General features: G+C 42.0%; 5 protein-coding genes. All 5 read right to left on the reverse strand.

Features of this window, described 5'->3' with window-relative positions:
• A partial coding sequence (locus E6X37_RS06460) for an ESPR-type extended signal peptide-containing protein (RefSeq protein WP_316581154.1) occupies nt 1-3400 on the reverse strand: 3400 nt, incomplete at its 3' end.
• 508 nt (nt 3401-3908) lie between these two features.
• Nucleotides 3909-4553, reverse strand: a complete 645-nt coding sequence (locus E6X37_RS06465) for a hypothetical protein (protein WP_195213434.1) — start codon at nt 4551-4553, stop codon at nt 3909-3911.
• An 87-nt stretch (nt 4554-4640) separates the two neighbouring features.
• A complete protein-coding gene (locus tag E6X37_RS06470) occupies nt 4641-13127 on the reverse strand; it encodes a YadA-like family protein (protein WP_316581155.1) in 8487 nt (2828 codons plus the stop codon).
• Nucleotides 13128-13643: 516 nt separating this feature from the next.
• Nucleotides 13644-16052 carry an S-layer homology domain-containing protein gene (locus E6X37_RS06475; protein ID WP_058948376.1) on the reverse strand — a complete coding sequence of 803 codons (2409 nt, stop codon included), beginning with the start codon at nt 16050-16052 and terminating at the stop codon, nt 13644-13646.
• 262 nt (nt 16053-16314) lie between these two features.
• Nucleotides 16315-17358 (reverse strand): inverse autotransporter beta domain-containing protein, encoded by a 1044-nt coding sequence (locus E6X37_RS06480; RefSeq protein WP_038125593.1) that lies wholly within the window; start codon nt 17356-17358, stop codon nt 16315-16317.
• Nucleotides 17359-17401: the final 43 nt, after the last annotated feature.

The raw sequence follows: 17401 nt of genomic DNA on the forward strand, positions 1-17401 counted from the left end.
TTAAGCCTTTCAATTCTTTCGCCAAGCGCAATTTCAATGTATCGGAACCGTCGGAAACAACACCGATGTTGTCTTCAGTCGCTAATTTGCTTTCATCGGAGATACCGCCCTTAACATTCACTTGATTGTTAAGTTTCTTTTTAATCACATTACCTGTATCGCCACCGTACAGCATACCGTCATTTAGGTTCGCCACTTCTTCGTTCGTGCCGTCCGGTTTTTGATACACAATGCGCGTAGTGGTCGTGCCGGCGGCACCGTCGACGCCCGGCTTGCCGTCACGGGTTACGGAAATATTCGTCGTAACACCGTCTTTACCGTTGATGCCGATCTTGCCGTCCTTGCCGTCTTTACCGGTAGCGGTAATCGTTTCGGTCTTAAGGTCTTTGCCGAGTTTCACATCAATGGTGCTGTCACCGTTCGCATCTTGGGAGATACTTGTAATGATGTTGGAATTATCCCCTTTCACGGATACCTTGGACCCCAATTTATTCGTTTTTTCGCCGCCTGTATTGGCATCGAATTTCAAGCCGTCATTGATAACTTTATCTAATTTAGATTTAGAGGCAACATCCTTAATCTTAACTGTTTCTTTACTACCTGCATGGTTTTTATCCTCTACAGTTAAGTCAACATCGCCGTTAGAATCAACTGTATAAGCACCGTCTGCAGCAGCTGCATTTTTCACCAAACGATAATCTGTAGCAGCAGCACCTTGACTCTTAACAACATCACTGATTTTTTTCAATTGATCTTCTGTAGCTGCGCGACCGCTTACAGGATTAGATGTATTTACATCCCAATCTTTATTATCAAGACCAGTCACATAGTTCTTAGTATCAGCGTGTTTACCCATTGTTACACCACCGGCTTTCACTGTATCTGTAGCTGTCAATGTTTGAACATTAAGATTTTTGTTCAATTTAACGCCGATTGTAGTATCATCGCCGGTTTGCGTAATTTCAGTAGTGATATTGTTATCACCATTGACTGTTACTTTAGAACCAAGTTTATTCGTTTTTTCAGCGTTATTATCAGCGTTAAAACGAAGGCCCTTGTTGATAAGTTCAGTTTTAGCATTACTGATATTAGTATTTAATTCGTTTTTAGCATCGTGTAATTGTCCGCCGTTTACAGCGTCTTTGCTACCTGCACCTACAGTACCATCAGCAACATTGGTAATTTTTTGATCGTTCGCATTGAGACCTGTTGAAGATACATAGGTCTTACCACCTACAGTCAAACCGCCGTTATTAATGCTCGTATTGCCGGCTGTTACGCTGTCCAAGCCGGTCAATGTTTTCGCCAATTTTACGTTCAATGTGCCATTGCCGTCGGATTCAACACCGATATTTCCATCGGACAATGCACCTGTGGCACCGCCTTTAACGGTGACGGTATCGCCTAATTTTCTGTTGCTCACAGCACCGGTATCACCGGCAAAGTTCAAGCCTTTATCAAGAGTTGTATTGATTATAGTAATACTTGATGTATTATTATCTTGTTGCGCCTTCGATGCAATATCTGTCAATGTAACTTGTTTTTTGTCGCCTTTATCATTTGCTACAGTCAATACCATATTTCCATTGCTATCAACCTTATATTTACCCTGGCTACCCGCTTCAGGATTTTCTACCAAACGGTAATCTCCCTTTGCTACCTCAGTAAATATATTACTCAAATCAACATTAACTTTGCCCGTATCGTTACGTTCCAGTGTCAACACTTTGCCGTCATTAGAAATACTGCCACTCGTAACATAGTTATTTTTCAATCCACTCACGTTCGCAGTCAATCCGTTTGTGCCGATTAAATTTGCGGCACCCTCACCATTTGCTTGATAAGTCGCTGCACCGCCAGTCACATACTTATCCTTCGCCGTAATGATACGGTTAATATCGCCAATATTGGCACCATTCGTCGTTACGTCTCCGCCACTAGCCACATTAACGATTTGTTTGTTTCCTGCATCAATGCCGGTTTTTACAATTTTAGGGCCTCCAGTGATCGTCACACCATCCGTGTTCATCACTGTATCACCAGCAGTCACACTAGTTAGGTCTTTCAGTTCTTTAGCCAATTTCACGTTCAATGTATCTGTGCCATTAGATACCACTCCAATATTGTTATCACTCAATTTGGATGTATCGGCTACGCCACCAACGATATTAGTTTGTGCCCCCAGTCTTTGGATAAACTTATTATCTGTAGCCCCCGTACCTTTTACATCTCCTGCATAAACTGTGCCCTTATTCACTTCCGTAGTCACTGCATACAGTTGACTGCCGTTAATAGCATCTGTAGATGTAGCGGAAATACGGCCGGCTGCTACATTGGTAACCGTCCGTTCCATACCTGTCTTACCTACGCTAACTGTGGAACCAGGATTTATACCTGCAAAGTTATGTACTACTCCATTAACTGACTCAGAGGCTGTTGCTACCGCTGCAGCAGTTTCAGAACCGGTGCCGAGAGCCACTGCATTTTCATTGGTTGCTTTCGCCCCAGTACCGATAGCGACGCTGTCTTTCGCACTGACCGAAGCACTTTTACCTATAGCTGTACCGTTTTCAGCAGTAGAAGAAGATCCAGATCCTATAGCAGTTGCATCTACTGCACTAGCATTCGTCTGTCTGCCAAGTGCCGTTGCCCCTAATTGTTTCGCGTTAGCTAGATAACCGACAGCCACGGACTGTCCAGTAGTAGCTTTTGACCAGGTACCGATAGACACGCTGGCATCATCTTCGGCCACTGCATTTGTCCCCATGGCGATACTCCATCTGCCCTTAGCCTCCGCACTCCCACCGATTGCATAAGCATAAGTATTAGTAGCTTTTGAATTATTTCCCATTGCTAACGAGGATACCTCAGTAGCGTGAGAAAGGCTGCCGATGGCTATAGCATAGGTTTTATCCGCTTTTGCACCTGCACCGATAGTGGTAGCATACTCTCCATTAGCTTCGGCTTTTGCCCCAATAGAGGTAGCATTTTTCCCTTGTGCCTTGGCTACACCACCAATAGCTGTCGCATTTTCCGCAGTAGATTGTGTTCCTCCACCGATAGCGGTTGAATATGAAGCAGAAGAATTACTATGCGCACCTAATGCCAAGGAAACCGGTCCAAGGGCCTGCGCATAACCGCCAATAGCTACATTATTTTGATCTGTGCCACTATTCGTGCCATTTCCCCATGATACCCCTGCACCAGTCCCCGCAGGATTTACTGCATTAGCAGTATTCAGTGGCAATAATGTACCACCTACTAGTGCCAAAATACATAAAAGTGTACCAACGCATGTTGTGCTTCTTCCATTAATTTTCCCGCGATTATTAGCAATTTCGGACACAACTACATAACAGTTTTTCACCCGATTCCAAATGACTTTATAAATTCGATTCATAATGTTCCTTTCGTACTACATTTTCGTTGCGTAATACCTATCTAACCTTATATAAAACTATAATAAAAATAAGAAGTAATAGATATAAAAATTATCTATACTTCTAATACAAACCAACAATATTCAGCATAACAAGTCAAATATTACACTTATTACAGATTGTTATCATATACTCATCTACTCGTATACCATATCAAAAAAAATCTATATTGTAAACAAATTTTTCATGTTTCATTCATTTTTATGGTTTATTTAACAAAATTAATAATTAGGAAATAAAATCTTCATCTTTTCGATACATTTATGCCATTAAATTTACATATTTGCATGTAACAATTTCAATTTATACATAACAAAAGCCGAGGCAATCTATGCCCCGGCTTTTATAAACACCATACATTCTAAATATTATTTAGTTATCAGTGTATTATCACAGAATCTAATGAAACTGTCCCTGATTCAATTACAATATTTAATTAAATTAGCGGTTTATTACTTACACCAGATCTTACTGAATTGTTGGTGCATTAATCGCTTTACGAAGATCCACTGTATGAAGTTCGTCCATTGCAGGAGCTGCTTTTTCATCCACAGTTTTCACGCGATTATTGCCGTCTTTCATAGCTTCGTTCAAGCTGAAGATAACCATTTCGTTCATGTAGAAACGCAATTCATCATCATGTACATTGGCTGTATTGCGATCCAAGATATCGATGATTTGTTGCGCATAGTCCAATTTAGCATCTTCAGATACAGTCACATGTTCTGTAAAGAACTGTTTGTAATCGTTGTACAAACGATCTAACGCCATGCGCGCATAGCTGTCATTTTTATAACGATGGCTCACGATGTACCAGCTACGACGAACGTTCATATAATACAATACATTATTGCGGTACCGTTCTTGCCCCTTCATAACGCGAGAGTCGTCCATGATATATTTGCCTTTTTGATCCAATTGGAATTGTGTAAAAGCATTCACTACGTCACGAACTTCTTCGCTAGGTACAGGAATGGCCACTTCTGCTTCAATTACGTTTAATGGTTCAGCTGGTTGTTCCGGCATCATCAATCGATCTTGAGCCGCATCCGCTTGACCTACCGCGCATACATAAGCCAGTGCCAATACAGGCATAAATGTTTTGAATTTCATACTTCCTCCTTATGATGAGCCGCCCCGGAAAGGGCGGCTTTCACAATCCTTACATGAGTGGTTAAGAACTCGAATATTCAGATTCGATTATTTTGTAAGACCTGCTTGTTGCATCAGCAATGCGATTTGAGCTTTCATTTCTTCATTATCGCGTTGTACTTGATCGTATTTAGCAGTTAACTCTAGATCATGTTGTTTCATACGTTCATTTTCAGCTTTCAATGCAGTCACTTCATCCTGCAATACATACGCGGAGCTGATAGGGCCGGCCTTATAACGTGCAGGAACCGCTTTCTTCGCATCGGAAGTACCGAATTTGTAGGATACGCCCGCATTAATCATGTTGTCATGACCGCCAAGAGATACGCCCATATGGAACATTGTAGATTCATTAGTATAGTGCGCCACGCCTACAGCTGCAGCGGTGCTGCCTTTATAATGACCTACAGCAGCCAATACTTGAGTTGGTTCCAATGGATCATATTGTAATGGTTTGAGGCCAGAAATAGCTGCACTAGTAGCACCTACATCAGCGATTTTACCATCCACGCTACGCATAGCACTGCTCAATTGATTTACGTTAACCGCATCAGTACCATCTACACCAGGGCCTACATTAGTAATTCTATTACCACCGTTATTGAGGCCGTCTTTAGTAAGACTTACAGCATTACCTTGAGCAGGTGTAATTGTCATACCGCCACCGTTCATAACAGTTGTATTACCAGCAGCATCCGTAGTCGTTACGGACTCAAGACCTTTCAAGTCTTTAGCCAACTTGATGTTATAGCCATCACCAGCAGCGTTTTTCACAACACCGATATTATTATCTGCCAAACGGTTCACATCAGCACCACCAGTAAGGTTCATAGTATCTCCCAATCCACGAACCACTTTACCGCTATCGCCAAGTTGGTCACCTTGGAATACACGGCCTGTTCTAGCCTTGTTGTTGAAGTCATCATTAACAGCTTTCAATTGATCTTCTGTCGCCGCACGACCAGGAACAGCTACAGGGTTTTCAGGATCCCAAGTTTTGTTATCCAAACCTGTTACGAAGTTGCCTTCTTTACCGTCGGAAGTTTGCTTACCTACAACTACGTCACCGGCTTTCACAGTATTTGCCGTTACAGAACCGTTGTTGCCGTCGATTTTAACTTGATTATCACCTTTACCGGCTGTAATCGTTCCTGCAGAGCCATCCAACTTAACTTCTTTATCGCCATTGCCGGCTGTAACAGTACCTTCGGAACCGTCAATCTTAACTTGTTTTGCTGGGTCTTGACCAAGAGTGATCTTATCGTTCAAGGCCATCTTGATAGCACCGTTATCAACAGAAGTTTTGATATTACCGTCACCTTTTAGGTCAATTGTTTCGCCAAGAGGTTTCTTCACGGAGTTACCGTCTTCTGCTTTAAGACCGAAGCCTGTGGATTTGATGTCTTCAATAGCTGTATGCAATTGACCGCCATTTACAGCGTCCTTGCTACCAGCGCCAATAGTACCATCAGCTACATTAGTGATCTTCTTATCAGCCGCATCGATACCCTCTTTTGTTACCTTAGGACCGTTTTCGATTGTTAAGCCATCTTTGTTGATAGTAACAGCTTTATTACCACCATCATTGATTTGCAAGCCGTCTTTAGTCAACTTAGTTGCTTCATTAGCGCCGTCCTTGATAGTAACGCCGTTTGTATCCATCTTAGTGTCGCCTGTTGTTACAGTGGTAGCTGTTACAGTGTCTACAGTGATGTCTTTTTTCAATTCTACCTTAACAGCGCCGTCGTCTACGGATGTTTTGATATTCGTGTCATCACCTTTAACTTTAACAGTTTCACCAAGAGCTTTTTTCACAGATTGGCCGTCTTCTGCTTCTAGACCGAAGCCTTTGGATTTAAGGCTTTCTACAGCATCATGCAATTGGCCACCGTTTACAGCGTCTTTGCTATCTTTTGCAACATTACCGTCTTGAACGTTTGTAATTTTATTACCAGCTGCATCGATGCCATCTTTCGTCATGGATGGACCATCAGTAATCTTCACGCCGTCTTTTGTAACAGCTATCAATGGATTACCTGCTGCATCATTAATAGTCATGCCTTCGCCGTTTACAACGGTTTTACCATTTGCACCATTAGCTCCGTTGTTGAAAGTAATGGAGTTCAAGTCTTTAAGGTCTTTTGCCAAACGAACATTGAGAATATTATTTTTGCTGATAACGCCAATATTGTTTTCAGTCAAATCAGCTTCGTTTGTTACGCCGCCCTTAATGTCCAATTGTTCATTAAGTTTTTTCTTGATAACGTCGCCGTTGTCACCACCATATGCCATACCGTCATCTTTGGTTGCCACTTGATGTGTCTTACCCTTTTCATCAGTGTATTTGATACGAGTGATTTCGTTACCGTTGAGGTCTGGATCACCTTTTTCAACAGAAATGTCAGCGCTATGGCCGTCTTTACCGTTAAGACCGATGTGACCTACGCCGTCTTTACCAGAAATAGATACAGCTTCTTTACCGTCCTTACCAGTCACAGCTACCTTGCCGTCTGTACCGTTATCAGGACCTGTAATGGACACGCCGTTCTTACCGTCTTTGCCAACTTTCACGGATTCAGCTTTAAGGTTTTTATTCATCTTTACGTTGATAGTTGTATCACCAGATGTTTGGTCTTGTGTGATGAAAGTTTTAAGGTTTTCGCCGCTGTAATCTTCGTCAGCTGCCGTGCCTTCACCTTTAATAGTCACTTTAGAGCCAAGCTTATTAGTTTTTTCTCCGCCTTGATTAGCATCGAATTTCAAACCTTTATTAGTCAATGCGTCTGCACTATCTTTGATTTTGTCATTTAAGTAGTCTACATTAACCGCTTCGCTACCATCGTTGCCTGTAGCATATGCCACATTCGTTACGTGAGTACCGCCTTGCTTATTGTTATATGCAGGACCTTCGTAAGTTACCTTGGATTTATCAGGATTACCAGTAGGATCCAAATCATACTTAACAGCGCGGTCATTCAATTTATCAAGTTTGGATTTAGAAGCAACGTCTTTGATGGTAACGGTTTCTGTTTTATCTGGATGATTCTTATCTTGTACAGTCAACGCTACATCGCCGTTCGCATCCACAGTGTAGTCTCCATTGGAGCCTGCTGCTTGATTTCTGATCAAACGATAATCAGTGGAGTTAGCACTTTGAGCATCCAACGCTTTTTTCAACTGATCTTCTGTTGCCGCACGACCGGATACAATCTTATCTGCATCCCAATCTTTATTATCAAGACCTGTTACATAGTTGCCTGTTTCGCTGTCGCCGGCCGCGTTGTTAACAGTTTGACTACCCATAGTAGCACCGCCTGCTTTCACAGTCTTAGCAGCCGTTACGGAATCAAGATTTTTAAGGTCTTTCGCCAATTGAAGTTCCAATTTGTTAGTGCCATCAGCTTTTACGTTGATATTGCCGGCTGCGCTCTTGAACGCTGCAGATTCAGCTTCAGTTACGCCTTCACCTTGTACTTTCACCAAGGAATTCAATTTTTGTTTATTCACAGTACCAGAATTGTTACCAGTGAATTGTAAACCGTCCTCCATAGTCGCAACTTGGTGTTCGCCGTTGCCGTCTTTGTAAACGATACGTGTAAGACCGTTTGTACCGTCTACACCTTTTTCGCCTTTAACGCCAGTAGCAGGATCATCGTAACCAGGTTTTACGGACAAGTCGATACCATTAGTACCGTTCACGCCGTTTGTTCCGGCAGGGCCTGTCAAGCCGATGTGGCCTACGCCATCCTTACCGGAAATAGAAACTGCTTCTTTACCATTTTTGTCAGTAACAGCTACCTTGCCATCTGTACCGTTCGCTGTGTCAGGACCTGTAATAGATACGCCATCCTTACCATTTTTGCCAACCTTCACAGATTCAGCTTTAAGGTTTTTATTCATCTTCACGTCGATAGTCGTATTGCCTGTCGCCGCATCTTGTTTGATAAAAGTTTTAAGGTTTTCACCACTGTAATCAGCGTCAGCTGCAGTGCCTTCACCTTGAATTGTAACAGTAGATCCTAATTTGTTAGTTTGTACGCCACCTACATTGGCATCGAATTTGAGACCTGTGTTAATCAAGTCATTCTTGGTATTCGTAATTTGATCGCCAAGGTCTTGTTTAACTTGATGTAATTGACCGCCGTTTACAGCATCTTTGGAGCCAGCCGCTACGTTACCATCTTTCAAGTTAGTAATTTTTGTACCGTTAGGACCTTCCAAAGTTACCGTATCTTTATCAGTTTCACCGTCATATTTCACGGAACGATCTTTTACTTTATCAAGTTCAGTTTTGGACGCAATATCCTTAATCGTTACAGTTTTAACATCACTGGATTTTTCGTCTTTTACCTTCAAGTCAACTTGATTGTTTTCAACTTTATAAGAGCCGTCTACCGCGTTGTTCGGATTAGCAATTAAGCGGTAATCTGTAGCACTTGCATTAGACGCTTTCAAAGCATCGCTAACCTTCTTAAGTTGGTCTTCTGTCGCTGCGCGTCCCTCTACATACGTAGGATCTGAAATGTCCCAAGTTCTATTATCTAAACCTGTTACAAAGTTACCAGTTTGGTTGCCACCTTTTTTATCCGCTACCGTATGATTACCTACAGTCGCAGTGCCTGCTTTCACAGTGTCGGATGCCGTTACAGATTGCAAACCAGTCAAGTTTTTCGCCAATTGCAATTGTAATTTTGTATTACCGTCAGCGCCGACAGCCGCAGAAGTAACACCGATATTATTACCTGTAGCAAGATCGGAAGCACTTGTTACACCACCATTGATGTCCACTTGTTTGTTAAGTTTTACATTAGATGTAGCACCCATGTCACCTTTGAATTTAAGGCCGTCGTTTAAGGTTGCCACTTCTTCGTTAGAGCCATCAGGTTTTTGGTATGTAATACGTGTTGTAGTTGTGCCAGGAGCGCCGTCTACACCAGGTTGACCGTCACGAGTAACGGAAATATTAGTTGTTACACCATCTTTACCGTTGATGCCGATTTTACCGTCCTTACCGTTTGCACCAGTAGCAGTAATTGTCTCTACATTAAGGTTTTTACCGAGTTTTACATCAATTGTGCTATCGCCGTTAGCGTCTTGAGAGATTTCCGTAATGATATTAGAGTTATCCCCTTTAATTGCTACTTTGGAGCCCAATTTATTTGTTTTTTCACCGCCTGTATTAGCGTCGAATTTCAAGCCTTTATCAATAAGATCTTGTTTAGTTGTATCAATTTTATTGTTTAATTCATTCTTAGTATTTGTGATTTGGTCACCAAGATCTTGCTTAACTTGATGTAATTGACCGCCATTTACAGCATCTTTAGAGCCAGCTGCTACATTACCGTCCTTCAAGTTAGTGATTTTTGTACCGTTAGCACCTTCCAAAGTTACTGTATCTTTGTCAGTTTCACCGTCGTATTTCACGGAACGATCTTTTACTTTATCAAGTTCAGTTTTGGACGCAATATCCTTAATTGTCACAGTATTAACTGTACCAGATTTATCGTCCTTCACTTGTAAATCAACTTTATTGTTATCAACCTTATAAGAGCCGTCTGCCGCATTGTTCGGATTAGCGATTAAACGGTAGTCAGAAGCACTTGCATTAGCCGCTTTCACAGCATCGCTCACAACCTTAAGTTGATCTTCTGTTGCCGCACGACCAGATACAAAGGCAGGATCAGTTAATGTCCAATTTTTATTGTCCAAACCGGACACAAAGTTACCATTCTGAGCAGCACTTTTGTTATCTGTTACAGATTGGGTACCCATAGTAGCCGTACCAGCTTTTACAGTTTTTGTAGCAGTTACCGTATTAACATTGATGTCTTGACCCAATGCAACCTTAATTGTTGTATCGTCGCCAGTTTGTGTAATTGTAGTGTTGATATTAGTGCTATCACCAGCTACTGTTACCTTGGAACCTAATTTATTTGTTTTTTCGCCACCATTATCAGCATCGAATTTCAAACCTTTATTAATAAGCTCTGTTTTTGTATTATCGAGTTCTGTTTTAGATGCGATATCCTTAATCGTTACAGTTTTCTTATTCGCAGGATTTTTAGCATCTTGTACAGTTAAGTCAACTTTATTGCCAGATACAGTGTAAGCTTTATCAGCAGCACCGCTGTTTTCAGTCAATTGATAATCTGGAGCGTCTACGTCAACTTTATATGTTTTATATGTACCGTCCGTACCTTCTGTAATCGTTGTGTTTTTACCAGCTACAACCTTTACTGCTTTTTGCGCTTCATCACGAATAACGGATTTACCATTGTCAGTAATATTGGACAAGTCTTTATTTGCCGCATTGTCGATTTTATTCTTAGTAGCATCAGTCAACGCCACATCGATTGTTTGGTTGTTAACAGATGTCGTAACATAAGAACCGTCGCCTTTTACAGTCAATGTTTGGTTATCCAATAAAACGTCGTTTTTACCAGTATTGCCAGCTACTTTCAAATTAACATTGCGCAATTGTGCCACGTTAACAGCGTCAGTATCCGCAGTACCTGCAGCCACGTTTGTGATTTGACGAGTTTTTGTACCGCCATCACCTACGGACACCGCACCCATAGTGGATGTCAACGCAGCGCCAGTCAATCCGCTATATCCGTTTGTACGGCTGTCTGCAGTTTTAACATTATAGCCTGCTTTGCCGGCCGCAACGGAAGCAACGGAATTCGCACCCAATGCAACGCCGTCATCTACGCTGGATTTAGCTTTATAACCGATTGCAGTGCTGTTCGCATTAGCTGCAGTCGCATCAGCACCGACAGCTGTCGCGAAGTTACCTGCTGCAGAAGTACGTACACCAGCTGCTGTCGCATTATTGCCTGTAGCACCTGTGTTATCGTAGTTCACATCAGCAGATGTGCCTTTAGCACTGAAGAAATTCGTTTGCGCCGCTTCAACAGCTTCTTTTACCGTATGGTACGTACTGTTCTTGATATTGAAATCAGGCGCTTTATATGTAGAACCATTCGCTTCATAGCCCATATATGTAGGACCTGCGATGGATTTTGCCAAGTTACTGTTTACAAATTTTAATTGTTTTACATTTGTTGCGTCAGTATCGTTTTCACCACCTGCCACGTTGATGATACGGCGTTCAGAACCTACGTTACCTACCGCAACTACACCATTTGCAACATTGTTGTTTTGTTGATTAGTGAAAGCAGAGTAACCATTAACCAAGGCACCTCTTACTTCCGTACCAGTACCCAATGCCAAGGAATTATTGGATTCTGCAACGGCATTTGTACCGATAGCCATGGAGTTAGTACCTGTAACAGTAGCACCAAGACCGATAGCTGTCGTATTAGTATTGTTTGCTTTCGCTTCTTTACCGATTGCAATGGCACCATCTTTAGATGCATTAGCCGCACCGCCAAGTGCAAGCGCATCAGCACCCAAGGATTTTGCATTACCACCTAATGCGATAGAGTTGGATAATTTGGCTTGGGAAGAACTACCCATAGCGATAGCATCAGCACCAGCAGCATTAGAGCTACTACCCATGGCAAAGCTGCTTACACCACTTGCATTGGCACTTTTACCCATCGCTACCGCATTTTGTGCGGATGATTGCGCCGTATTACCGATAGCAAAGGCATTCTCTGCACTAGCATTAGCACTATAACCCATAGCTACCGCATTAGCGCCACCAGTACTGGATGAAGAACCGAATGCCATAGAATCAGCTGCAGCAGTAGATGTTCTCGCCTTTGTACCAAATGCAAGAGAACGAACACCTTCTGTTACGGTATTACCATTGGCATTATATTGTGCACTAGGAGTACCATGTTGTTGACCAGGTAATTTTATAGTTTCTGCTGCACCGATTGCAATGGATTGATCCGCTTTTGCTGTAGCAGAATAACCCATGGCGAAACTACCATTACCCTTTGCCCAAGATGCAGTACCTAATGCTGCGGAGAACTCACCTTCTGCAGCGGATTGACGCATCATAGCCAAGGAGTTAAATCCGCTCGCCTTTGTAGCTGTACCAAGAGCCATAGCAGATGGTGATAAAGCCTGAGCATAATGACCTAAAGCAAAAGAAATACCACCTGTGGCCTGAGCATAGTTACCGATAGCTAAACCGGAATAATAAGTTGGATTACCAGCTTCCTGAATATTTGTATTTTTACCGATAGCAATGCCAGCAAAACTATTTTCTGTATAGTTACCTCTATCTGTACCATTGTACAAATGACTGTTATCAAATGGTGTCAGGTTCCCAGGGTTTTGATAATTGTATAAATAACTACCTTCACTATAAACTACATTACCAGTAGCATAACCAGCGCCATTTACATCATTAATCGTCATAGCAGTATATGTAGCAGCATTAACTGTAGTAATATTACCACCCATTAATAATGCAGCCACCGCCATAACTGCACTCATACGAGCCCAGGTTGTACCGCTTTGTACGGATTTCACCTTGCCGCCACCTGTTTTTACAATTTCAGATACTACTACGTAGCATTTTTTTGTCTTACTCCAAATAACATTATAAATTCGATTCATAATTATCCTTTCTTACCGAAAACTCAGTAAAACACACCACTTGTGTTGCATAATATTGCAAAGATAATAAAAAGAAGAAGTATAAAGATTAATTATCATCTACACTTCTTACGCCAAATATTAGTATTCCAAATTACGAACTGAATACTATAATTATTCATGATTCTTCATCATATACTCATCCACGGCAATACAATATCAAAAAATTTCTATCTTGTAAACAACTTTTTTCATCTTTTCTTCATTTTTGTCGTTTATTTATTTATAATTTAATACTTTTTAATTTTAAGAAAAAGAATCTTCATCTTTCCTATCATTTATTACGATAAATCCACATATCAGGATATAACGATTATTGTACTTACGTAATCAATTTCATATTTTTAGACGTTTCAATTTAACGCTTTCATAAATAAGATAATTTTATATACAGAAGAATTATCATCTACAGGTACACGAAAAAGCCGAGGCCCTAAAGCCTCGGCTTTCATAATATAAATCATATATATAAGTATTCTATTTTTTATTGACCCTTACACGTTCAATAGTTGGTTGTCCTTCATGATTCTTGGCAATAGTATCCACACGGAATAACGCCATTTCAGGACCAAATTCAGATACGAGGCGATCATCGACAGCAACACCGTTTTGAATAGCTCGGTACACAATTTGAGCAAATTCATAGCGGGTCAACATACGATCTCCTCCGAATGTACCATCAGGATATCCTTCTACAAGACCACGTCGAGATAGATCGCTAACCGCCGCATATGCCCAGTGATTATTCGGCACATCAGGGAATAATGTGCTGCGGTCTGCTTTCATATTCGTTCCGGCCAATCCATTCAAAAGAGCAGTCAACTTTTGAATCTGCGCATTTTGTACCGCTACAGTTTTCTTAAGTTCCAAAACTTCCTTACCGATGGCTACACGAGAACGAGATACATTACTGTGAGCACCTACTTTCACAGACATACCGGCATTCACAACGGTTTCGCCATTACCGACAGTGGATCCTACACTAAATTGCAAGTCCTCATTCGGTCTGTAGAAAGCCCCCAATGCAGCGGCATTACCGTCATGGTAATGGCCATACCCAGCAGCAAAGTCCCATTTTGCATCAGGATCGAAATCCAATGGATGCAAGGCGGCAAGTGCAGCCGCTCCGGCCACAGATTTGTTAACCTTTTTATCGAGACGAGCCACATTCCGCCCCATATTGGTTACATCCTGCTTGATATTAGTAATGTCACCCTGAATATTAGTTACATTCTGTTTAATGTTTGTCACATCACCTTGTATATTGTTAATATTTGTTGTGTTATTTGTAATCTGGTTCGTTATATCGTCAGATAGGCTTACCTTATAATCTTTGGTCGTTCCGTTCGTCGTAGTTGTCACATTAATATGCTTACCTGCACTGACGGTAGTGGAACCGTTCGCATTCACTTGATTTTGCAACTTTTTGAGCTGTGCCACATTCACCGCATCCGTATCCTTTGTGCCGGCTGCTACGGATGTAATCTGACGCGTAATATTATTATTTGCATCACCGACAGATACGGCCGATTTAGTCGCCTTCCACGTAGAATCCGTATTCGTGGATTGTGCTTTTGTGCTCGGATCATACCCAACAGATCCAGCCGCCACAGTAGCCTTCGATTCGCTGCCCAATGCAACGCCACCCTCTACGGTTACATTCGTATTATGTCCGACAGCGACAGCATTATTAACAGATGTCGTAGTCTTGCTGTCTGTGGAACCGATGAGAACTGCATGATTGGCATCTTTCACCTCACGATTATCCCCCATTACAAGACTATTCTTAGAATTAGTCACCGTATTTTCAGACCCTATTACGGTCGTATTAAACACCTTATCCGCCGTATTGTGAAAGCCCGTCAACATGGTATTCGTACTTTCATTGCCTTTAGAGCCAGTCAATGTATTATTGACACCCATAAGTGCGGAGCGAAATGTATAATCCGCCTTATTACCGCTACCAAATGCCATAGTAGAACCGCCACCATTAGAATTTTTGACAGCAGAACGTAATTTCTCAGCTAGTTCTTTAGCGGAATTACCTCCCGAACTTGGCGCTGAAATATCGGCTACAGAATTCGTTATTTCATTCCCAGCACCAAAAACGAGAGATCCATTGGAGTTAAAGGTTCGATTGGCAGTGCCTACGATACTATTTGCAACCCCAGAGTATTGAGAGCTAGCACTTGCCGATTCAATACTATTTAAAGACCCTGTAATAGTAGCACCAAAATTCTTAGTGGCATCAGCGGTAGTGGTAGGATAACCTGAAGAGGCAATCGAATAAGCCCCTACAATAGAAGAAAACAAACCATTAGAATAACTATTCGCTCCTATAGTTGTGGAAAATAAATGTCCATTATTATTTTTGGTATTAGAACTATCTACATCCACATCACCTAATTTTCCTTTATAATTATGGGTCCCCAACATAATACTGCCAGAACGAGCATAGGTGTTTTGACCAATAGCCATTCCGGTTACCATCTTTTCAGGATTTTTTGGGAGCCCGAAAGGTATACCAAAAAGATTTTTGTATCCAGCCTGATTAAAATCAAACGCTCTTTCCATTCCGCCTACCATATTTTCGACGAATGAATTCGCACCTATGGCAATGCCGCCACCTTGATCAATATAATTATTAATATGTGCCTTTCCACCAATTACAATATCACCTGTGGACGGCTGTCCGACACCACCCGAATACTCTATAGTAGCCCCTTTACCAATGGCTACGTTTTCCGCCTTTGGTGCATTGCTACCCGTACCGATGGCTACACCGTTACCGCTACCCGGTGCCACATCCACCGCTCCGGCCACATATAGGCTCGATAACAACACACCATTAATCAACACCGATAATATAAGTTTACGCTTGCTCATTTTATCCTCTCCAATCCCTAATGAATTCCACGTGTAACTTATTCTTCATTATATTTTCATGAATATTGTGCCACTCTTTTTCTATTTTGTAAACAAAATAAATTTTTATGAATTAATGTATAAAAAAAGGAACTGTCTTTTCATATCAGATGACAATCATCTGATATGATAAAACAGCTCCCTATGTTGCTTTTATCTAAAAAATAAATATGGATTCTTATGCTACTTTTATCAAAATAATAAATATATATATATCAATCTATCAATCAACGTGCACCGTATGTTGGCGGCGCACATTTTCTAGCATATTCGCACGAACCGATGCTTTTGCATCCGATCGATGGTTACCACCAAACCATGCCGTATCAACCCCGGCTAGACGGAACATGATTTTTCCGTACGGACTGCCATGCTCATGCTCGGGCTTATTATAGCCCATGTCCACGGAAATCCTCGGCGTGAGCTGCAACTCCGTACCGATACGCAAGCCATGCTTATCCTCACTACGCCGCAACTGCCAACGATAGGCTTCCATGTACACGCGCGCCCAACGGGCATTCTTAAAGCTAGTCCCATATTCCGCAGTATATCCGTTAGACACGCTCTCCAAGCGTGTCGCACCGTCAAGGGAACGCTCGCTGGACACACCGCGATACCAGTTCATGCGAAATGCACCGATACCCGATACATACTCCAGCCCGACACTCATGCGACTGTGATTACCTCTGAACCGATGGTCATAAAACAGATTACCACCGTAATAATGGTCATCGTTCGCTGCGATTCGGCGATAGCCGATACCCACATTCGCCGTCGTTCCTGTATCCGCTGCATTCGCCAACCTCTCCTGTGTAAACCACACATGACGAGATGTCTCATCATAGTAACCTAGTGGTTGCAATGTTTCCACACCGTACAAGGGCTTCCAGTTTTTCTGAAAGCGCAATGACACGACGGTTCTCTGCATCCACGGTTTTGCCTTCGATCCGTGCATTGCGGAATGAACACCAGTCATAACCACCGCCTGCAACGCAGAGTTGACTGCATCCGTATCGGAATAACGAGTCGTCTTTTTATCTGTGGAGTCCGGCATCTCCAATCCGCCCTGACCGATGACATGATCTGGAGTATGAGACGAATTAACATGGAATGTATCTGAGTCGTCAGATAAGGCGACCGTACTTTCACTATGAACTTGTTTTACCCTAGTCCCCTGTATAGGCTGCTCTGCTTTACTTACCTGCTCCCCCGATACAGGCATGACAAACATATAAAGGGCACTCATCAACACGATTATATATTTCATTACACACTCTTACGTACAAACACACTTTTCATTACGCACATAA

It is taken from the genome of Veillonella parvula, assembly GCF_032550495.1.
In the GTDB taxonomy this organism is placed as follows: Bacteria; Bacillota; Negativicutes; order Veillonellales; family Veillonellaceae; genus Veillonella; species Veillonella parvula_G.

Excerpts from the sequence above, each read along its gene's own strand:
- E6X37_RS06480 (WP_038125593.1), bottom strand. The coding sequence starts at position 17,358 with ATGAAATATATAATCGTGTTGATGAGTGCCCTTTATATGTTTGTCATG.
- E6X37_RS06475 (WP_058948376.1), bottom strand. The coding sequence starts at position 16,052 with ATGAGCAAGCGTAAACTTATATTATCGGTGTTGATTAATGGTGTGTTG.
- E6X37_RS06465 (WP_195213434.1), bottom strand. The coding sequence starts at position 4,553 with ATGAAATTCAAAACATTTATGCCTGTATTGGCACTGGCTTATGTATGC.
- E6X37_RS06470 (WP_316581155.1), bottom strand. The coding sequence starts at position 13,127 with ATGAATCGAATTTATAATGTTATTTGGAGTAAGACAAAAAAATGCTAC.